The following is a 20064-nucleotide window of genomic DNA, read 5'->3' as shown; positions in this document are numbered from 1 at the left end:
ATCGCCGTGACCTCAGCAAGCCCCACCCGAGACGCCGCACCAACACCAGGTATGGCGCGGGGTGGCTTCAATTCCGCTCTGGCAGAGGCAGATCCGGAGGTCGCGGCAGCAGTCGCACTGGAGCTGCGCCGCCAGCAGGACACCCTGGAGATGATCGCCTCGGAGAACTTCGCGCCGGTGGCAGCACTGCAGGCCCAGGGCAGTGTGCTCACCAACAAGTACGCCGAGGGTTACCCCGGCCGGCGCTACTACGGCGGCTGCGAACATGTCGACGTCATCGAGAGCCTGGCGATCGAGCGGGTGAAGAGCCTCTTCGGCGCGGCATACGCGAACGTCCAGCCGCACTCCGGCGCCCAGGCCAACACCGCCGTCTACTTCGCGCTGCTCCAGCCGGGCGACAGCATCCTCGGGCTGGACCTCGCGCACGGCGGTCACCTGACGCACGGCATGCGGATCAACTACAGCGGCAAGATGTTCGACGTCGCCGCCTACCACGTCGGTGACGACGGAAGAGTCGACATGGACGAGGTCGCGCGTCTCGCGCGTGAGCACCGGCCGAAGCTGATCGTGGCGGGCTGGTCGGCATACCCGCGCGTCCTCGACTTCGCAGCGTTCCGCGCGATCGCCGACGAGGTCGGTGCCCTGCTGATGGTCGACATGGCCCACTTCGCCGGGTTGGTCGCTGCCGGCCTGCACCCGAACCCGGTGCCGTTCGCGGACGTCACCACCAGCACCACGCACAAGACTCTGGGTGGGCCGCGCGGCGGCATCATCCTGACCAACGACGCCGCGATCGCCAAGAAGGTCAACTCGGCCGTGTTCCCCGGGATGCAGGGCGGGCCGCTGGAGCATGTGATCGCCGCCAAGGCGGTCGCGTTCCGCGCCGCCGCGTCGGAGGACTTCGCCGACCGGCAGCGGCGCACTCTGTCCGGTGCGCGCCTGCTCGCGGAGCGACTGCTGCAGGATGACGCCGCCGAGCACGGCATACGCGTGTTGTCCGGCGGGACCGACGTCCATCTGGTCCTGGTCGATCTGCGTGACGCCGAACTCGACGGCAAGCAGGCCGAGGACAGGCTGCACAGCATCGGAATCACCGTGAACCGCAACGCGATTCCCAATGATCCGCGCCCACCGATGGTGACCTCCGGGCTGCGGATCGGCACGCCGGCGCTGGCAACGCGCGGTTTCGGGGACACGGAGTTCACCGAGGTGGCCGACATCATCGCGACGACCCTGACCGCCGCTGACATCGAAGCCGTCGCGGACGACCTGCGGTCCCGTGTCGCCGCGCTCACCGCACGCTTCCCGCTCTATCCCGATCTCACTGAGGAGGCACGATGAACCAGCGAGCTCTCCCACCGCACCCGTCCTTCCTGTGGCGCAACCCGGACCCGCAGGACTCCTACGACGTCGTGATCGTCGGCGGCGGCGGGCACGGACTGGCCACCGCCTACTACCTCGCGAAGGTGCACGGCATCACGAATGTGGCTGTGCTCGAACGCGGTTGGCTGGCCGGCGGCAACATGGCCCGCAACACGACCATCATCCGCAGCAACTACCTGTGGGACGAGTCGGCGGCCATCTACGAGAAGTCACTGAAGTTGTGGGAGGGCCTGGAGGACGAGCTCGGCTACGACATCTTCTTCTCGCAGCGTGGTGTCCTGAACCTCGCGCACACGCTGCAGGACGAGCGTGACTCGGTACGCCGGGTCGAGGCGAACCGCCTCAACGGCGTTGATGCTGAATACATTTCGCCGGAGCAGGTCAAGGAGATCTGCCCGATCATCAACATCAGCCAGGACATCCGTTACCCGGTCATGGGTGCGACCTACCAGCCGCGCGCCGGCATCGCCAAGCATGACTGGGTCGCCTGGGGCTATGCGCGGCGTGCCAGCGAGCTCGGCGTCGACCTGATCCAGAACTGCGAGGTCACCGGCTTCGACATGGACGGCGACAAGGTCGTCGGCGTCCGGACGACCCGCGGCAACATCAGGGCCGGCCGGGTGGCACTGGCCGCCGCCGGGCACACCTCCACCCTGACCGAGATGGCCGGCTTCCGGGTCCCGATCCAGTCACATCCGTTGCAGGCGCTCGTCTCCGAGCTGCACGAGATGATCCACCCGACCGTGGTGATGTCCAACCACGTGCACGTCTACGTCTCGCAGGCCCACAAGGGTGAGCTCGTGATGGGCGCCGGCGTCGACTCCTACAACGGCTACGGACAACGCGGCTCGTTCCACGTCATCGAGCATCAGATGTCGGCGGCCGTGGAGCTCTTCCCGGCGTTCTCCCGCGCGCACCTGCTGCGCACCTGGGGCGGCATCGTCGACGTCACCTTGGACGCCTCGCCGATCATGGGCCTCACTCCGGTCGATGGCATGTATGTCGATTGTGGTTGGGGCACAGGGGGATTCAAGGCGGTGCCGGGCGCCGGTTTCGCCTTTGCGCACACCATCGCCAACAACGAGCCGCACGAGCTCAACCGCCCCTACTCCCTCGAGCGCTTCGTCACCGGAGAGCTCATCGACGAGCACGGCGCCGCTGCCGTCGCGCACTGAGAGGACGCAATATGTTGATGATCGAGTGCCCGCATTGCGGAGTCCGCCCGGAGGGCGAGTTCACCTACGGCGGCCAGGCCCACATCCCCTACCCGGAGGACCCGCACGCCCTCACTGACCAGGAATGGGCTGAGTACCTCTTCTACCGGGACAACCCCAAGGGCGCGTTCCGCGAGCGCTGGGTGCACAGCGCCGGTTGCCGCAAGTGGTTCAACGCGGTCCGCGACACCCGGACCTACGACATCACCTCCACCTACGTCGGCGCGGCACCGGTCGACGCGAACACCACGCAAGGAGCCAAGTCATGACCGCACACCGGCTCGGGTTCGGCGGCATTGTCGACCGCGGTGTCTCCCGCAGCTTCACGATCGACGGGCAGTCGTATGACGGCCTGGCCGGCGACACGATCGCCTCGGCCGCATTGGCCAACGGCGTTGTCCGCGTGGGTGATTCGATCTATCGCGGACGTCCTCGCGGCGTGATGAGCAGCGGCGTCGAGGAGCCCAACGCATTCGTGCGGGTCAACGGCGAGTATGGCGAGTCGATGCAGCCGGCCACCAGCACCGAGCTGGTCGACGGGTTGGAGCTGACCTGGGAGGACGGCATCGGCACCCTCGACCAGTCGGTCGACCCGGCCGAGTACGACCACATGCACGTGCACACCGACGTCGCCGTCATCGGAGCCGGCCCAGCGGGTCTCGCGGCAGCACGCGCTGCCACTGCAACCGGCGCCCGGGTGATGCTGTTCGAGCAGGACTTCGCGCTCGGTGGCAGCCTGCTCGGCCGCCCCGGTGAGATCGTCGAGGGCGTTCCTGCCGGCGCCTGGATCCACGATCTCGAGGAGGATCTCGAACGGTCCGCGAACTGCCGGATCCTTCGACGTACCAGCGTGTTCGGCAGTTACGACAGCAACTACCTGATCGCGCTGGAGAAGCGGACCGATGCGCCCGTGAAGGACGGCGTCTCCCGTCAGCGGGTCTGGCACATCAACGCCGGACGCGTGGTGCTGGCGACCGGCGCCTTCGAGCGGACACTGGTCTTCGCGAACAACGACCTGCCCGGCGTCATGCTCGCGTCAGCCGCCCAGAACTACCTCGGCCGGTATGGCGTGCTGGCCGGCGAGCAGATCGTCGTGTTCACCACCAACGACTCGGCATACTCCGTGGCCGCCGACCTCGCGGCGGCCGGCGCCCGGGTGACCCTGGTGGACAGCCGGCCGACGGCGAGCGTCGAGGACCCGGAGTCGGTCGACGTCCAGCACGGGCACCTGGTGGTCGAGGCCATCGGATCCGATGGCCTCGTCGGAGTCCACATCGCCCCGGCCGGCGCCGACATGCAGGAGACACAACAAGTTCCGTGCGACCTGCTCGCCGTGTCCGGTGGCTGGTCCGCCAATGTCAACCTGCATTCGCAACGCCAGGGTGCGTTGCACTGGGACGACGGGCTGCTCGGTTTCGTGCCGTCCGACCCGGTGCGCGACCAGGCACTCGCGGGCTCGGTGACCGGCACCTACTGGACGGACGGTGCGATAGCCGAGGGCGCGGCCGCCGGTGCGGCACAACCGAATCCGACATCGGCGCAAGAACGTCGCAACCGTTCGGGCGTCACCGACGACGTGTGGGTGATCCCGTCACCGGCTGGTGACTTCGAGACCCATTTCGTCGACCTGCAACGTGACGAGACCGCGGCCGGTGTCGTCCGGGCCGTGCGCGCCGGGATGCGTTCCGTCGAGCACGTCAAGCGCTACACCTCGATCAGCACCGGCCTCGACCAGGGCAAGATCGGTGGCGTCCTGACGATCGGCCTGCTGAGCCAGTTGCTCGGCGAGCACGACATGGCCTCCATGCCGGTCGGCCAACCCGGCCAGGGCGGCGGCGAGGGTGGTCCGCTGACCCCGAAGCCGTCGCCCGGCACCATCGGCACCACGACCTTCCGTGCGCCGTTCACACCGGTCGCGTTCGCGGCGCTGGCCGGTCGTGCCCGGGGCGAGCTCTACGACCCGGCCAGGGTGACGCCCGCACACGCCCGACACGTCGAGCGCGGCGCCGAGTTCGAGGATGTCGGCCAGTGGAAGCGCCCGTGGTTCTACCCGCGGGCGGGCGAGGACATGGACGCAGCGGTGGCTCGCGAATGTCGCGCAGCACGAACGAATGTCGCCTACATGGACGGTTCGACGCTGGGCAAGATCGAGATACGCGGCAAGGACGCCCCGACCTTCCTCAACCGGATCTACACCAACGCCTTCGCGAAACTCCCGGTCGGCAAGCAGCGGTATGGCGTGATGTGCCGCCCGGACGGCATGGTCTTCGACGACGGCGTCTCCTTCCGGCTCGCGGAGGACCGCTACCTGATGACCACCACGACCGGTGGTGCGGCAGGCGTCCTGGAGTGGCTCGAAGAGTGGCACCAGACCGAGTGGCCGGAACTCGACGTCGTCTTCACCTCGGTGACGGAACAGTGGTCCACCACGGTCGTGGCCGGCCCGCGGTCGCGCGACGTCATACACAAGATCGCGCCGGACCTGGACGTGTCGAAGGAAGGCTTCGAGTTCATGTCCTTCCACGACACGGTGCTCGCCAGCGGCATACCGGCTCGTATCGCCAGGGTCACCTTCTCCGGCGAGCTGGCCTTCGAGGTCAACGTGAGTGGTTGGTATGGCGAAGCCGTCTGGGACGACATCACCGCGGCCGGCGAGGAGTTCGACCTCACGCCATACGGCACCGAGACCATGCACGTGCTGCGTGCCGAGAAGGCGTTCCCGATCGTGGGGCAGGACACCGACGGCACCGTCACCCCGCAGGATCTCGGGATGGACTGGGTCGTGGCCAAGAAGAAGAAGGACTTCATCGGCATGCGTTCCTACGCACGCGCCGGCCACGTCGAGGAGGGACGCAAGCAGCTGGTGAGTCTCTTCCCGGTGGACAGCGAGCTGCGCCTGCCGGAGGGCAGCCAGGTCGTGACGTCGGAGGACGCCCCGACCGAACCGTTGAACGGCATTGCGGCACAGCCGATTCCGATGATCGGGCACGTGACCTCCAGTTACCGCAGCGAGGCGCTCGACCGGACGTTCGCGCTGGCGCTCGTCAGGGACGGGCGGTCGCGGATCGGCGAGGAGGTCATGGCGTCGTTCGAGGGGAAGTTCTTCCCGGTGCAGATCGCCGAGGCAGTCGTGTACGACAAGGAAGGAGCACGTCGCGATGGTTGAGCGCAATGCGGTGCTGGAGCGCCGCCGCAGTCCACTGCAGCGGATGACCCGGGAGCTGGAGGCCGGTAGCAGCGCTGCGGTTTCGCTGCGGGAGATCCCGTTCCTCGCCCAGATCGGTCTGCGTGCCGAGGCCGGTAGCCCGTCCGCCGTCGCCCTCGAATGGACGCTCACCGGCGCGCTGCCGGAAGGGGTCGGTGACGTGACGGAGCTGTCCGGCGGACGGCACGTCCTCTGGCTGGCACCCGACGAATATCTGCTCGTCGCACCCGACGAGGCCACGGGCGGCACCGACCCGGCAGCGATCACGGAGGAGTTGAGCACCGCTCTGGGCGGATTGCCGGGGCAGGTCGTCGACCTCTCGGCGAACCGCACGACGCTCGAGTTGCGCGGCCCGCGTGCGCAGGAGGTGCTCGACAAGTCCTGCCGGCTCGACCTGGATCCGGTTGCCTTTCCTGCGGGTTCAGCGCTTGTCACACTGCTCGGCACGGTGAATGTCATTCTCTGGCGCGTTGCGCCGGACACGTGGCGGATCATGCCGAGGGCATCCTTCGCCACGCACACGGCGCGCTGGCTGTTGGACGGTATGCGCGAGTTCGCCTGATGGCTCTCTCCGCACTCGACCTCTTCTCGATCGGGATCGGGCCGTCGTCCTCGCACACGGTCGGGCCGATGCGTGCCGCCGCCCGCGTCGTCGACGGGGTGCGGCACGCATCGACGCTCGATCAGGTGCAGCGCGTCACCGTCCGGCTGTTCGGGTCGCTCGCAGCCACCGGTGTCGGCCACGGCACGGACCGCGCGGTGGTCCTCGGGCTCACCGGAGCCGATCCCGAGACCGTCGACGTGGCCGCCGCATTCGAGCAGTACGACGAGATCTGCGACCGGCGACGGCTCGTGCTCGGTGGCTCGCAGCCGATCGACTTCGATCCCGGTGTCGATCTGGAGTTCCACCGCAAGCCGCTCCCCCGGCATCCCAACGGCATGCGCTTCACGGCGTATGGCGCTGCCGGCGCCATACTCAGCGAGCGCGAAAGCTATTCGGTGGGAGGCGGATTCGTCGTCGACAAGGACGGTCCCGGTGGGATCGGCACCAGCGAGATCGTGGTTCCGCACCCCTTCACCAGCGCCGTGGAACTGCTGGCGCACTGTTCATTGACGGGCGGTTCCATCGCCGACGTGATGCTCGCCAACGAGTCGGCCTTCCGGCCCGAGGCCGAGACGAGGTCGCAGCTGCTGCGCATCTGGTCGGTGATGCAGGAGTGCGTCGAGAACGGCTGCACGCGGGAGGAGAAGTTCCTGCCCGGGCGGCTCGGAGTGCGACGCCGGGCGCCCGAACTGCGACGCAAGCTGCGCGCCACCGAGGCCGCCGAGCGGGCGCGCACCGGGACGATGAGCGATCCACTGTGGGCGATGGAATGGGTGAACCTCTACGCGCTGGCGGTCAACGAGGAGAACGCTTCCGCGGGCCGGGTCGTCACCGCACCGACCAACGGCGCCGCCGGCATCGTGCCCGCGGTGCTGCACTACTTCACCCGATTCGTCGACGGCGCCAACGACGACGACGTGGTCACCTTCCTGTTGACCGCCGCTGCGGTGGGCATCCTCTTCAAGGAACGAGCCTCGATCTCCGGTGCGGAGGTGGGCTGCCAGGGCGAAGTGGGCTCCGCCTGCTCGATGGCAGCGGCCGGCCTGTGCGCCGTCCTGGGCGGAACGCCGGTGCAGGTGGAGAACGCTGCCGAGATCGGCATCGAGCACAATCTCGGACTCACCTGCGATCCGGTCGGCGGGCTGGTGCAGGTGCCGTGCATCGAGCGCAACGCGATCGCGTCGGTGAAGGCGATCAACGCCGCGCGTCTGGCCATGCAGGGTGATGGCGATCATCGAGTGGGATTGGACGCCGCCATACGCACGATGCGACAGACCGGCCGTGACATGAAGAGCAAGTACAAGGAGACCAGCCGCGGCGGTCTCGCGGTGAATGTGGTGGAGTGCTGAGAATGCCTCAGGGACAAGGAGATTCGCGATGAGCAGAGACATCGGGGAGCACCGTTACGTGCTGACGTTGGACGGCGCGGAGCGGCCCGGGTTGCTGCACGCCGTCACCGGGTTCCTCGTCGAGAACCGTGCCGACATACGCGAGATCAAGCAGTTCGACGATCAGCTGGCCGGTCGCTATGTGTGCCGGGTCGACTTCGTCGTGCCCGACGACGGCGACCCCGGCATCGAGTCCCTCGAACGCTCTCTGGACTCACTGCGCGAGGAGTGGCAGCTGAACGCCGGGTTACGACGGTCAACCGACAAGCAACGCGTGCTGGTGATGGTGTCGAAGTTCGCGCACTGCCTCAATGACCTGCTCTTCCGCGCGCACGTCGACGACCTGCCGATCGAGATCGTGGCGGTGGTCTCCAACCACCCGGACCACGAGGACCTCGTGCGCTGGCACCGCGCGCCCTTCCATCACATCCCGGTGACGGCCGCGACCAAGCCGGAGGCCGAGTCGCGCCTGCTGCAGCTGGTGGACGAACTCGACGTCGACCTGGTCGTGCTCGCCCGCTACATGCAGATCCTCTCCGACGACCTGGCGCGCCGGTTGAGCGGTCGCGCGATCAACATCCACCACTCGTTCCTACCGAGCTTCAAGGGCGCCAAGCCCTACCACCAGGCGTATGAGCGCGGCGTGAAAACCGTTGGTGCGACAGCGCATTACGTCACCGACGACCTCGACGAGGGTCCGATCATCTCCCAGCAGGTGCAGGAGGTGGACCACTCCTACACCCCGGCCGACCTTGTCGCTGCCGGGCGGGACACCGAATGCAAGGCGCTGTCCAACGCCGTCCGATGGCACTGCGAGGGAAGGGTTTTCGTGCAGGGGCGACGGACCGTCGTGCTGCGCTGAGGCGTCACCCCTTCAGTTCGGGGAAGTCGTCGTCGCGCCATTCGGGCCCGGGGCGCTGGCCGGCGATCTCCTCCTCGCGCCCGCGCAGTTCCACCCGGCGGATCTTGCCGGAGATCGTCTTGGGCAGCTCGTAGAACTCCACCCGTCGCACCCGCTGGTATGGCGCCAGGTGCTCGCGGGCGAATTTCAGGATCTCGAACGCGGTCTGCTCGGTCGGCTCGTGACCGGGCGCGAGCGCGATGTAGGCCTTCGGCACCGCGAGCCGCACCGGATCCGGAGCCGGCACGATGGCGGCCTCCGCGACCGCAGGGTGTTCGATGAGCACGGACTCCAACTCGAACGGGCTGATCTTGTAGTCGGACGCCTTGAAGACGTCGTCCGTGCGGCCGATGTAGGTGTAGTAGCCGTCGCTGTCGCGGGAGGCGACGTCCCCGGTGTGGTAGACGCCGTGGGCCATGACGGCGGCGTTGCGCTCGGGATCGGCCTGGTAGCCGGTCATCAGACCGACCGGGTGCTGACCGAGGTCCAGGCAGATCTCGCCCTCGTCCGCGTCGGGTGGCAGGAGCTCGCCGCTCACGGGATCGGCCAGACCGGACGGCACGCCCGGCAACGGGCGCCCCATCGACCCGGGCTTCACCGTGCCGCCAGGTGTGTTCGCGATCTGCACGCTGGTCTCGGTCTGGCCGTAGCCGTCCCGGATGGTGAGCCCCCAGGATTTCTCGATCTGCCGAATCACCTCTGGATTCAACGGCTCTCCTGCACCGACCACCTCGCGGAGGGCGCCCGGTTTTGTGCCGAGATCGGCGTTGATGAGCATCCGCCATACAGTCGGGGGCGCGCAGAAGCTCGTGACGCCTTCGGTCCGCATCTGCTCGAGCAGCGCCGGGGCATCGAAGCGGGAGTAGTTGTAGATGAAGATCGTGGCCTCGCCGATCCACGGCGCGAAGAAGTTGGACCAGGCGTGCTTGGCCCAGCCCGGCGAGGAGACGTTGAGGTGCACGTCGCCGGGGCGCAGGCCGATCCAGTACATCGTCGACAGGTGGCCGACCGGGTAGGACACCTGCGTGTGCTCGACGAGCTTCGGCTTCGACGTCGTACCGGACGTGAAGTAGAGCAGCAACCGGTCCTGTGGCGTCGTGCCCGGATGCGGGATCGCGTGCCACTCGGTGTCGAAGGCGTCGGCGAAGCTCTGCCAACCGTCGGCGGCACCCACGCTGAGGCGCAGGTATTCGCCGGGGACCTCGTCGAACTTGCCGATGTCGCCGGCGTTGCACACCACGGCCTTGGCCGCCGTCCGCTGTAGGCGGTCGGTGAGGTCGCTCGGGCCGGCGGCCGTGGTCGTGGGCACGATGACGGCGCCCAGCTTCATCACCCCGAGCATGGCCTCCCAGAGCTCGACCTGGTTGTTCAGCATCAGGATCACCGCGTCGCCCTTGCCGACGCCGAGATCACCCAGCCAGGCGGCGACCTGATCGGAGCGACGACTCATCTCCTGGAAGCTGCGGCTGGTACGTGAGCCGTCCTGCTCGACGATCACCAGGGCCGGCCGGTCGTTGTCGACGGACACGGCGTCGAACCAGTCGACGGCCCAGCAGAATCGATCGCCCAGGTCGGGCCAATGGAAGCCCTCGACCGCTTCGTCATAGTTGTCGTGGTGCTGCAGCAGGAAGTCCCGCGCCGCCCGGTATGCCGTGGTCGCGTCCATGGTGGTCATCATGGCACTGAGCTCCGGCGTGTGCCCGCGCCTCAGCCTGGTTGGCCTGGTCTTCGCGAGTGACGGCTTCTTCGCCGAGTGACGGCGCAATCTGACCGTCACTCGGCGAGGAAGCCGTCACTCGGCAAGAAGGTGCGGGTTGGAACCGGAGTGCGCAAGTCCGAGGGACGGGTCCGTGGCCGACGATGAAAGGATCGTTCCGATGTCCGCACAACGTGTCGTATCCCTGGTGCCGTCGATCACCGAGGCGCTGGCCGCCACCCGCCCGGAGGCGCTGGTCGGCGCGACGGACTGGTGCACGCACCCGGCCGAGCTCGACGTGACGCGCGTGCGCGGCACCAAGAACCCGAACCTCGACGTCATCCGGTCGTTGCAGCCCGACGTGGTCGTGGCCAACAAGGAGGAGAACCGCGAGCTGGACGTGCGTCGCCTGCGCGACTCGGGCGTGACCGTCTGGGTGAGCGAGATCGAAACAGTGCCAGACGCTTTCGCGGCATACGACGAACTCTTCGATGACGTTCTGCACTGGGAGCGACCGGTTTGGCTGGAGGAAGCGCGTGGCCTGTGGGCGGGTGATCTGCCGCCGGTGCGCGCCCGGGTCGCGGTGCCGATCTGGCGGGATCCGTGGATGGTGGTCGGCTCGCGGACGTTCACCGGGGATCTGTTGCGCCGCATGGGTTTTGAGAATGTGTATGGCGATGCCGGCGGCCGTTATCCGAAGGTGGAGCTCGCGGAGCTGGATGGTCGGGGGGCCGACGTCATACTCCTGCCGGATGAGCCGTATGTCTTCACCGCCGACGACGGGCCCGAGGCGTTCCGCACTCCGACACGACTGCTGAGCGGTCGCCTGATCACCTGGTACGGCCCGTCCATGATCGAGGCAGCGACGCTACTGCGGGTTGAGTAGCGGACGAGGTACGAGGACGGGTATCGAAACCCAGCGGCCGGTCAACGCCCCGCAAAGATCCCCGCACCGGGCATCACACTGAAAACGAGCTGCGTCTCGGTATGCCGAACGCCGGGGTGCACGTTGATGTGGTCGAGCACGAGGTCCCGCAACTGCTCCGGGCTGGTGACCGCGACATGCAGCAGATAGTCGTTCTCCCCCGCGACGTGGAACACCGTCAACACCCCCGGTATGGCGGTCAGCGTGTCATGGAACCGCAGCACATGATCGCGGTTGTGACTCGCCAGCCGAACCGCAATGACGGCCTGGATCGGGTGCCCGAGCGCGGCGAGATCCATCTGAGTGGTGAAACCGGTGATCACCCCGCGATCGCGCAACAACTGCAGCCGTTTGGCACACGTCGACTCGGCAACGCCGACACGTTTGGCCAGCGCGGCGCCGGTTATCCGCGCATTGCCGGCGAGCTCGGCGAGCAACGCCAGGTCGACCTCGTCGAGACCATGAGCGGCCGGGGGATTCTTCGATTCGAGCGTCACGGCATACAGCTTCTCATCGGAATCCATCGCGCCGGACTGATTCCGCGACAGGATCTTCATCCATTACGCCATTCCACACCGGATCCTTCTACGGTGCGGCCATGACGACGCCACCTCTTCAGCTGGATTCGATCGCCACGCACGCCGGCCGGGAGGGCCTCGCCGAGCAAGGCGTGCACGTGCCGTCGATCGACCTGTCCACCACGAACCCGGTGCCGGACCTGGATGCGAGCGGACTGTCCTACGAGACGATGGCCGGCGGCGGGCGCCCGGTGCCCGGTGGCGGCAATGTCTATGCGCGGCTGTGGAATCCGACGGTGGCGCGCTTCGAGGAAGGTCTCGCCGCCCTCGAAGGCACCGACGAGGCCGTCGCGTTCTCCTCGGGTATGGCGGCGATGACCGCCGTCATACTGGCTGCCAAGAGCGAGCACGAGGGTCGGCATGTCGTCGCCGTACGTCCGCTGTATGGCGGCACCGACCACCTGCTCGGCTCGCCACTGCTCGACGTCGAGACGACATACTGCACGCCGTCGGAGGTCGCCGACGCGGTGCGCCCCGACACCTGTTTGGTCGTGGTCGAGACACCGGCCAACCCAACACTCGAGCTCGTCGACCTCGCCGCCATCACCGAGGCGGCCCGCTCGACACCCGTCGTCGTGGACAACACCTTCGCGACTCCCGTGCTGCAGAACCCGGCCCGCCTCGGCGCCACGCTGGTGCTGCACAGTGCGACGAAATTCATTGGTGGCCATGGGGATTCGATCGCCGGCATCGTCGCGACCAGCACGCCGTGGGCCGAAGCGCTGCGTCGTGTCCGCGCGATCACCGGCAGCCTGCTGCACCCGATGGGCGGCTATCTACTGCACCGCGGTCTGGCGACACTGCCGCTGCGCGTGCGTGCCGGCCAGGCCTCCGCCGACAAGCTCGTCGGCTGGGCGAGCGACCACCCGGCGATTTCGCAGGTGCTCTACCCGGGGCTCGCCGAATGCGACCCGGCCGGCCTGGTCGGGCGCCAGATGCGCGGCCCCGGCGCGATGTTCGCGCTCCGCCTCGCCGGTGGGTATGACGCCGCCGCGCACCTCGTGAGCTCGGTCCGACTCTTCGAGCATGCGGTCTCGCTCGGTGGCGTGACGTCGCTGATCTCGCACCCGGCGTCGCTCACCCACCGGCCGGTCCCGGCGGACGCCAGACCCGACGCCGGCGTCGTACGCCTTTCGATCGGCCTGGAGGACGTCGAGGACCTGCGCACCGACCTGGCGCAGGCACTCGCCGAGGTGTCCTGACCCGGTCCTGATCCGGTCCTGACCCTGCCCTGATCCGGTCCTGACCCGGGACACACCCTTGCCGAGAGGACACCCAAATACCGAGAGGACAGGGGATTTGGCCCGAATTCGGGCCAAATCCCCTGTCCTCTCGATGAACGGGTGTCCTCTCGGCACAAAGGGGAGGCGGTGCGTCAGACGTTGCGGCGGTATTGTCCGCCGACCTCGAAGAACGCCTCGGTGACCTGACCGAGCGAGCAGACCCGCGCGGCATCCATCAGCACGGCGAAGACGTTCTCGCCCTTGGTCGCGGCCTCCCGCAGCCGAGCCAGCGCGACCTGCGCCTCGTCGCGGTGCTCCTGCTGGAACGCCTGGACCCGGCTCAGCTGCGACTCCTTCTCCTGCTCCGACGCACGAGCCAGCTCGACCTTCTGTGGCACTTCACCCTCGTGCGGGTTGCGGAAGGTGTTGACGCCGACGATCGGCAACGAGCCGTCGTGCTTGCGGTGCTCGTAGACCATCGACTCGTCCTGGATCTTGCCGCGCTGGTAGCCGGTCTCCATCGCACCGAGCACGCCGCCGCGCTCCGCGATGCGGTCGAACTCCGAGAGCACGGCCTCCTCGACCAGATCGGTCAGCTCGTCGATGATGAACGAACCCTGCAGCGGGTTCTCGTTCATCGCCAGGCCCCACTCCCGGTTGATGATGAGCTGTATGGCGAGCGCGCGCCGCACCGACTCCTCCGACGGTGTCGTCACGGCCTCGTCAAAAGCGTTGGTGTGCAACGAATTCGCGTTGTCGTAGATCGCGATCAAAGCCTGCAGCGTCGTGCGTATGTCGTTGAAGTTCATCTCCTGCGCGTGCAGCGACCGACCGGACGTCTGCACGTGGTACTTCAACTTCTGGCTGCGCGAGTTGGCGCCATACTTGTCCCGCATCGCGACGGCCCAGATGCGTCGCGCGACGCGGCCGATCACGGAATACTCCGGGTCCATCCCGTTGGAGAAGAAGAACGAAAGGTTCGGCGCGAAGTCGTCGATGTCCATGCCACGCGCCAGGTAGGCCTCGACATAGGTGAAGCCGTTGGCGAGGGTGAAGGCCAGCTGGCTCAGGGGGTTCGCGCCCGCTTCGGCGATGTGATAGCCGCTGATCGAGACCGAGTAGAAGTTGCGAACGGCGTTCTGAATGAACCATTCCTGGATGTCGGCCATCATCCGCAGCGAGAACTCGGTGGAGAACAAGCAGGTGTTCTGACCCTGGTCCTCCTTGAGGATGTCGGCCTGCACCGTGCCTCGGACCGTCGCGAGCGCCCCCGCCCGAACCTGCTGCGCTTCCTCGTCATTCGGCTGTCGACCCTGTTCCTCGGCGAACTTCGCGAGCTCCTGGTCGATCACCGTGTTGAGGAAGAACGCCAGGATCGTCGGCGCCGGGCCGTTGATCGTCATCGAGACGCTCGTGCTCGGGGAGGTCAGGTCGAAGCCGTCATACAGCACCTTCATGTCGTCCAGGGTTGCGACGGAAACGCCTGAGGTGCCGACCTTTCCGTAGATGTCCGGCCGCAGGTCGGGGTCGCGTCCATACAGGGTGACCGAGTCGAACGCTGTCGAGAGCCGGGTCGCCGGCTGCCCCTCCGACAGCAGCTTGAAGCGGCGGTTGGTGCGGAACGGATCGCCCTCGCCGGCGAACATCCGCGCCGGGTCCTCGTTGTCCCGCTTGAACGGGAAAACCCCTGCGGTGTAAGGGAAATAGCCCGGGAGGTTCTCCCGGCGGAGGAAGGACAGCAGCTCCCCGTCGTCCTGGTAGCGCGGCAGCGAGACACGGCGGATCTTGTTGCCGGACAACGACTCGCGTGCGAGCGTCGTGTGGATCTCCTTGTCCCGGATCGTGACGACCTGCTCGTCACCGCTGTAGGACTCGACGACCTTCGGCCACTCGGTCAGCAGTCGGGCGACCGATCCCGGGAGCGCCTCGCCGGCCTCATCGATCAGGGTGTTCAAAGCGTCGGGAGCCTTGTCTGCCAACGCATCTCGCGCCGTCGTCAGGTGCTGCACGCGTCGCGCCGCGTCGGCATACCGCTGCGTGTCGGAGTGGTAGCCGCGAACGGTCTCGCTGATCTCAGCGAGGTAGCGCACCCGCTGCGGCGGCACGACCTGCCGCAGGACGGACGAGTGCCGGACCGTCACCGGCTCAAGCGCACCCGGAGGCAACTCGAGACCCTTGGCATCGAGCTCCGAGCACAGCTCCTGGTAGAGCGCGGTCACACCGTCGTCATTGAAGGTCGCGGCCGAGGTCCCGAAGACCGGCATGTCCTCGGGCTTCTTCCCGAACGCCTCACGGTTGCGGACCATCTGCCGCCCGACATCACGCAGCGCATCCATGGCACCGCGACGCTCGAACTTGTTGATCGCCACCACGTCGGCGAAGTCGAGCATGTCGATCTTCTCCAGCTGGCTCTGCGCACCGAACTCCGGCGTCATGACGTAGAGGTTGACGTCCGCGAACTCGGTGATCGCGGCGTCGCCCTGCCCGATGCCGGGCGTCTCCACGATGATCAGGTCGTATGACGCGGCGCGCAGCACCGTTAGCACTTCGGTGAGCTCCTCGGGCAGCTCGCGACCACCGCGCGTCGCGAGCGACCGGAAGTAAGTGCGTTCCCCGTCAAGGGAATTCATCCGGATGCGGTCACCGAGGAGCGCACCGCCGCCGCGGCGACGCGTCGGATCGATGGCAACGCACGCGACGCGCAACTTGTCCTGCTGGTCCATCCGGAAGCGCCGGACCAGCTCGTCGGTCAGGCTCGACTTGCCGGAGCCGCCGGTGCCGGTGATGCCGAGCACGGGCGTATGCCGGTCGGCCGCCGCTGAGCGCAGTTGGTCCAGCAGGGCCGGCTCGAGCGCGCCCTGCTCCGCACCGGTGATCGTGCGTGCGACCGCCGTACGGTCACCGGACATCACTGCATGCGCGTCCGGCCGGGACAGGTCGTACGTGTTGAAGTCGCAGTCCTTGATGACCTCGTTGATCATCCCGACCAGGCCGAGCCGCTGGCCGTCCTGCGGGCTGAAGATCGTGACGCCGGACTTGCGCAGCCGGTCGATCTCCTCGGGAACGATGACGCCACCGCCGCCGCCGACGACCTTGATGTGGTCGGCCCCGGCATCGCGCAGCAATTGCACGAGGTACTCGAAGTATTCGACGTGCCCGCCCTGGTAGGAACTGACAGCGATCCCCTGCGCGTCCTCCTCGATCGCCGCGTCGACGACCTCCTGGACGCTGCGGTTATGCCCGAGGTGGATCACCTCGGCGCCCTGGCTCTGCATGATGCGCCGCATGATGTTGATCGATGCATCGTGCCCGTCGAACAGGCTGGACGCGGTGACGATGCGGACCGGGTTCTCGGGAACGTGCAGTGCGGGTGCCTCGGACATGGAGTCTCCACTCATCGGGCTCGGCTTACTTCCTCAATACTAGGACGTCCAAGTATTTGGGTCCAATCGCCAACCGGCGACCCACAAACCTTGCCGAGTGACGGCTTCTTCGCCGAGCGACGCTCCAAACACGCCGTCACTCGGCGAGGAAGCCGTCACTCGCGCTAGAGGGGCTTACTCAGCGCAGCCTCAGCGCAGCCTCAGTGCGGCCGTATGGCGGTCAGCGCTTCGCGGTACGCCTCGACGAATGTCGCCAGTGAGACCAGGAACTGCTCGGGGTCGTCGAGTGATTCCAGGGCGGTACCCATCAGCCCCACCAAGGCTTCGACGTCGGCCTCGTAACGACGACGGCCCTGCGCGGTGGCACTCAGCACCGCCGGTCCGGACTGCGCGTCGTCCCGTCGCAGGTGGCCGGCGCGCAGCGCGGCATTGACCTGCCGATTGACGGTCGACTGCTCGAGGTTGAGCTCGGCGCAGATCTCCCGCTGCGTGCGGGCCCGCCCGTCGGACAGCAACCACAGCAACCGCAGGTCGGCCGTGGTCAGGCTGGTCCTGGCCTCCACCACCCTCCGGTCGACGTCGAAGGAATGCAGGATCGCCGCCACACGCCGCTCGGGCGCCAGGTCCTTGTTGCGCGCGAGCGAGGTCAGATCGGTCGACTCGCCCGAGGTCCCAACCTCGTTCGTCATACGAGCAGTTTGACAGACCCAATCATATGCATGCAACATACATATGCACGCACTTCGAAGAGGACTGATGACAACAACGACATCCGAAACACCACCTGCGCCCGCGAAGGTCAAACCGCAGCTGATCATCGCGGTGCTCTGCTTCGGCGCGCTCTCCGCGGCCCTGATGCAGACCCTCGTTCTGCCGATCCAGATCGAGCTCCCCCAGCTGCTGCACGCCTCCGCGAGTGACACGTCCTGGGTCGTGACGGCGACCCTGCTCGGCGGCGCCGTGGCCATGCCGGTCGCCGGGCGCCTCGGCGACATCATCGGCAAGCAGCGCGTCCTCGTCGGGTCCGCCGCCATCCTGGTCGTCGGCTCGGTCGTGTGCGCCCTGTCCACCAGCGTGTGGCCGATGATCGGTGGGCGCTTCTTGCAAGGAATCGCAATGGGATTCATTCCTGTGGCGATCAGCATGGTCCGTGAGGTGGTGCCCGCGCAGATGGCCTCGACCGCCATCGCGACCCTCAGCGCCACCATGGGCGTCGGCGGCGCGATCGGCCTGCCGCTGGCGGCCTGGATCGCCCAGGACTACAACTGGCACGCGCTCTTCTGGGTGTCCGCCGGACTCGCCGCCCTCATGGTCGTGAGCACCGCCGTCCTCATCCCGAACGTCTCGGACAGCCACCCCGCGTCCATCGACATCATCGGCGCCATCAGCCTGGCCATCGGGCTCATCGCCACGCTCGTCGGTGTCTCCAAGGGCAACGACTGGGGCTGGACCGCCACGAACACGCTGCTGTGTGTGGTCGGTGGGGTTGTGGTGCTACTGCTCTTCGGCTGCTACGAGTTGCGACAGCAGGACCCGCTCGTCGACCTGCGCACCACCGCGCGCCGTCCGGTGCTGCTCACCAACATCGCCGCCCTGCTCATCGGCTTCGGCATGATGGCGCAGTCGATCGTCGTGCCGCAGCTGCTCGAGATGCCGAAGGCCACCGGCTACGGCCTGGGCCAGTCGATCCTGGAGGCGGGACTCTGGATGGCACCCGGCGGACTGATGATGATGTTCCTCGCGCCCGTGTCGAGCAAGCTGATGACCACGATCGGTGCACGGCTCACGCTCGCGATCGGCGCCGGTGTCATCGGAATCGGTTATGTGGTCGCGCTGTTCATGATGAGCGCACCATGGCAGCTGCTCGTCGCCAGCTGCATCAGCATGGCCGGGGTCGGCATCGGGTATGCCGCCATGCCCACGCTCATCCTGGAGAACGTCCCGCCCGCCGAAGCCGGCTCCGGTGTCGGGATCAACACCGTTATGCGGTCGATCGGCACAACCGTCGCCGGCGCGGTCATGGCCACTCTGCTGACCAGCCGGACCATCACGCTCCGCCCGGGCGCTCCCGCCATACCGTCCGCCGATGCGTTCAAGCTGTGCTTCCTGGTGGGTGCGGCAGCGGCACTCCTCGGCGGCGCGATCGCCCTGACGATCTCCGGCCGCCGGACCCAGAGCGCGGCTCCCGTGGTCGACGAACTGGTGCTGGCCGACGCCTGAGTCGTTCGGTCGCTCAACCCTCGACGCCGGACCGCACCACAGTGCGGTGCCCGGCGTCGAGTCGTCTGGTCCAGCCGCGTTCATCCAGGTGCTCCAGCAAGGGTATGGCGACACGGCGTGTCGTGCTCAGCGCGACCCGTGCCTCACTGGTGGTGAAAACCTCTGGTAGGCACGACAATTCACGCATCGCCAGCGCGGGCGCCGTTGGCAGCAGCACGATCCCGTCGCGCAGCCGTATCAGCCTGCCGACCCGCTCGGCCGCTGCCAGCGCGCGCCTGTCGAGACCGAGGGCGGCGAGGTCGTCGGCCTCGGGTGCGGCGAAGGGCTGCTCGCGCAAGCGGGACTCCAGGATGGCGACGGCGGGTTCGGCCGCACCCAGGTCGTCGGCGGCCGCAGCCAGGGACAAGGCCGCGTCCTGCTGCGTCACTCCTGCTTGCGCCGCCACCAGATCGAGCAGGGCCGGGTCCGGGAGCCGAAGAGCATCCATTGCTGCCCCACGAGAAAGCCCGGCCGACAACGGATTCCGCTGTTGATCCGCCACTACCGCGTCGCGCAGCGCCACCACCCACGCGGTCAACGCGGCCCTGTCGATCCACCAGTCGTCGTGGAGCAACACCCCGTCGGGCGCCGTCTCCGGGAGTGCGATGCCAAGCCGCCGGAGATATGGCCCTGTCACTGCACCCCGTCGCCCCACTTCGGTGCCCACGTCCCCTTCCGCCGCCAGTGTCGCGAGCTGCTCACCGCGGCGACGGCCCGCACCACGCCGACTCAGACCCGGCGGGTCGACGTCGAGCGCCTGAATGCCGGCGAGCTGCCGAGTCCCGTTATCGCGCAATATCATTCGGTCCCCGACAGCGACCGGAACCGCGCGCTCGATCGTCACTCGTGCGGTGTCGTCGCTGAAGGGGCGCAACCGGGCGGGCGCCGCGAGGGTGCCGAGATGCAGGGACACCTGCTCGGGGAAGTCACTCAATGACGGTCCGCTCCCCCGGCGCACGTCGACGCACCGCGTCACGTGCCATGCGTTCGGAGTCACCAGGACATCGCCGCGGTGCACCGCATCAGCGTGCACTCCGCGCAGGTTGACCGCGACGCGGCTGACCGGTGTGACCGCGCCGATCGAGCCACCGTGCTGCTGGAGGCCGCGCACCGAGACCTCGACGGGTCCGCCGTCTCCCAGCAGACTGAGCCGGTCGCCGATGGTGAGCGTCCCGGCAGTCAGCGTGCCGGTCACCACCGTCCCCGCGCCCTTGACGGCGAACGACCGGTCGACCCAGAGCCGTATTCGACCGTGCACCAATGGTTTTGGTGCCGTGCGCAGCACGTCGTCGAGCGCCGCTATGA

At 67.6% G+C, this 20064-nt stretch carries 15 protein-coding genes; 10 read left to right on the top strand and 5 right to left on the bottom strand.

All coding sequences use genetic code 11. The features are described 5' to 3' along the window. Positions 1–51: 51 nt before the first annotated feature. Genes glyA through purU form a run of 7 tightly spaced genes read left to right on the top strand, consistent with a single transcriptional unit; the run spans position 52 to position 8656 of the window. A complete protein-coding gene (gene glyA / locus VG502_RS19465) occupies positions 52–1341 on the top strand; it encodes a serine hydroxymethyltransferase (protein ID WP_325551905.1) in 1290 nt (429 codons plus the stop codon). Continuing rightward, positions 1338–2558, top strand: coding sequence for a sarcosine oxidase subunit beta family protein (locus VG502_RS19460; protein ID WP_325551817.1), 1221 nt, complete (start codon positions 1338–1340; stop codon positions 2556–2558). Before glyA ends, VG502_RS19460 begins: the two co-directional genes overlap by 4 nt. Before the next feature lie 11 nt (positions 2559–2569). After that, entirely contained in the window at positions 2570–2866 is a 297-nt protein-coding gene (locus VG502_RS19455; protein WP_325551815.1) for a sarcosine oxidase subunit delta, read from the top strand. After that, positions 2863–5763, top strand: a complete 2901-nt coding sequence (locus VG502_RS19450) for a 2Fe-2S iron-sulfur cluster-binding protein (RefSeq protein WP_325551814.1) — start codon at positions 2863–2865, stop codon at positions 5761–5763. The genes VG502_RS19455 and VG502_RS19450 overlap by 4 nt, the downstream gene beginning before the upstream one ends. After that, positions 5756–6364 carry a sarcosine oxidase subunit gamma gene (locus tag VG502_RS19445; RefSeq protein WP_325551812.1) on the top strand — a complete coding sequence of 203 codons (609 nt, stop codon included), beginning with the start codon at positions 5756–5758 and terminating at the stop codon, positions 6362–6364. The genes VG502_RS19450 and VG502_RS19445 overlap by 8 nt, the downstream gene beginning before the upstream one ends. After that, entirely contained in the window at positions 6364–7755 is a 1392-nt protein-coding gene (locus tag VG502_RS19440) for an L-serine ammonia-lyase (RefSeq protein WP_325551811.1), read from the top strand. The genes VG502_RS19445 and VG502_RS19440 overlap by 1 nt, the downstream gene beginning before the upstream one ends. Positions 7756–7783: 28 nt before the next feature. Next, entirely contained in the window at positions 7784–8656 is an 873-nt protein-coding gene (gene purU, locus VG502_RS19435; protein ID WP_325551809.1) for a formyltetrahydrofolate deformylase, read from the top strand. 4 nt (positions 8657–8660) lie between these two features. On the opposite strand, the gene VG502_RS19430 is transcribed toward purU, so the two are convergent. After that, on the bottom strand, positions 8661–10361 hold the full coding sequence (locus VG502_RS19430; RefSeq protein ID WP_473964774.1) for an AMP-binding protein: 1701 nt from the start codon (positions 10359–10361) through the stop codon (positions 8661–8663). A gap of 211 nt (positions 10362–10572) precedes the next feature. On the opposite strand from VG502_RS19430, the gene VG502_RS19425 reads away from it, so the two are divergent. Further along, complete coding sequence (locus tag VG502_RS19425) at positions 10573–11277, top strand: helical backbone metal receptor (RefSeq protein WP_325551808.1); 705 nt, start codon at positions 10573–10575, stop codon at positions 11275–11277. A gap of 41 nt (positions 11278–11318) precedes the next feature. Here VG502_RS19425 and VG502_RS19420 read toward each other — a convergent pair whose 3' ends face one another. Next, entirely contained in the window at positions 11319–11873 is a 555-nt protein-coding gene (locus VG502_RS19420; RefSeq protein ID WP_325551807.1) for an Lrp/AsnC family transcriptional regulator, read from the bottom strand. A 41-nt stretch (positions 11874–11914) separates the two neighbouring features. On the opposite strand from VG502_RS19420, the gene VG502_RS19415 reads away from it, so the two are divergent. Next, positions 11915–13096, top strand: a complete 1182-nt coding sequence (locus VG502_RS19415) for a trans-sulfuration enzyme family protein (RefSeq protein WP_325551806.1) — start codon at positions 11915–11917, stop codon at positions 13094–13096. A 173-nt stretch (positions 13097–13269) separates the two neighbouring features. On the opposite strand, the gene icmF is transcribed toward VG502_RS19415, so the two are convergent. Together icmF and VG502_RS19405 are read right to left on the bottom strand one after the other, a co-directional pair. Continuing rightward, complete coding sequence (icmF, locus tag VG502_RS19410; protein ID WP_325551805.1) at positions 13270–16500, bottom strand: fused isobutyryl-CoA mutase/GTPase IcmF; 3231 nt, start codon at positions 16498–16500, stop codon at positions 13270–13272. A gap of 200 nt (positions 16501–16700) precedes the next feature. After that, positions 16701–17189, bottom strand: a complete 489-nt coding sequence (locus VG502_RS19405) for a MarR family winged helix-turn-helix transcriptional regulator (RefSeq protein ID WP_325551803.1) — start codon at positions 17187–17189, stop codon at positions 16701–16703. A 67-nt stretch (positions 17190–17256) separates the two neighbouring features. On the opposite strand from VG502_RS19405, the gene VG502_RS19400 reads away from it, so the two are divergent. Continuing rightward, entirely contained in the window at positions 17257–18720 is a 1464-nt protein-coding gene (locus tag VG502_RS19400; RefSeq protein ID WP_325551802.1) for an MFS transporter, read from the top strand. Between the two features lie 13 nt (positions 18721–18733). Here VG502_RS19400 and VG502_RS19395 read toward each other — a convergent pair. Continuing rightward, positions 18734–20064, bottom strand: a 1331-nt coding sequence (locus tag VG502_RS19395; RefSeq protein WP_325551801.1) for a SelB domain-containing protein, incomplete at its 5' end; no start/stop codon positions are given.

The organism is Flexivirga sp. (genome assembly GCF_035551235.1).
Classification (GTDB): Bacteria; Actinomycetota; Actinomycetes; order Actinomycetales; family Dermatophilaceae; genus Flexivirga.
The sequence above is the reverse complement of the archived record's forward strand: the minus strand, read 5'-3'. Positions and strand labels throughout refer to the sequence as shown.

Coding starts and splice junctions, on each gene's coding strand:
- glyA (WP_325551905.1), top strand. CDS start 52: ATGGCGCGGGGTGGCTTCAATTCCGCTCTGGCAGAGGCAGATCCGGAG.
- VG502_RS19460 (WP_325551817.1), top strand. CDS start 1,338: ATGAACCAGCGAGCTCTCCCACCGCACCCGTCCTTCCTGTGGCGCAAC.
- VG502_RS19455 (WP_325551815.1), top strand. CDS start 2,570: ATGTTGATGATCGAGTGCCCGCATTGCGGAGTCCGCCCGGAGGGCGAG.
- VG502_RS19450 (WP_325551814.1), top strand. CDS start 2,863: ATGACCGCACACCGGCTCGGGTTCGGCGGCATTGTCGACCGCGGTGTC.
- VG502_RS19445 (WP_325551812.1), top strand. CDS start 5,756: ATGGTTGAGCGCAATGCGGTGCTGGAGCGCCGCCGCAGTCCACTGCAG.
- VG502_RS19440 (WP_325551811.1), top strand. CDS start 6,364: ATGGCTCTCTCCGCACTCGACCTCTTCTCGATCGGGATCGGGCCGTCG.
- purU (WP_325551809.1), top strand. CDS start 7,784: ATGAGCAGAGACATCGGGGAGCACCGTTACGTGCTGACGTTGGACGGC.
- VG502_RS19430 (WP_473964774.1), bottom strand. CDS start 10,361: ATGGACGCGACCACGGCATACCGGGCGGCGCGGGACTTCCTGCTGCAG.
- VG502_RS19425 (WP_325551808.1), top strand. CDS start 10,573: ATGTCCGCACAACGTGTCGTATCCCTGGTGCCGTCGATCACCGAGGCG.
- VG502_RS19420 (WP_325551807.1), bottom strand. CDS start 11,873: ATGAAGATCCTGTCGCGGAATCAGTCCGGCGCGATGGATTCCGATGAG.
- VG502_RS19415 (WP_325551806.1), top strand. CDS start 11,915: ATGACGACGCCACCTCTTCAGCTGGATTCGATCGCCACGCACGCCGGC.
- icmF (WP_325551805.1), bottom strand. CDS start 16,500: ATGTCCGAGGCACCCGCACTGCACGTTCCCGAGAACCCGGTCCGCATC.
- VG502_RS19405 (WP_325551803.1), bottom strand. CDS start 17,189: ATGACGAACGAGGTTGGGACCTCGGGCGAGTCGACCGATCTGACCTCG.
- VG502_RS19400 (WP_325551802.1), top strand. CDS start 17,257: ATGACAACAACGACATCCGAAACACCACCTGCGCCCGCGAAGGTCAAA.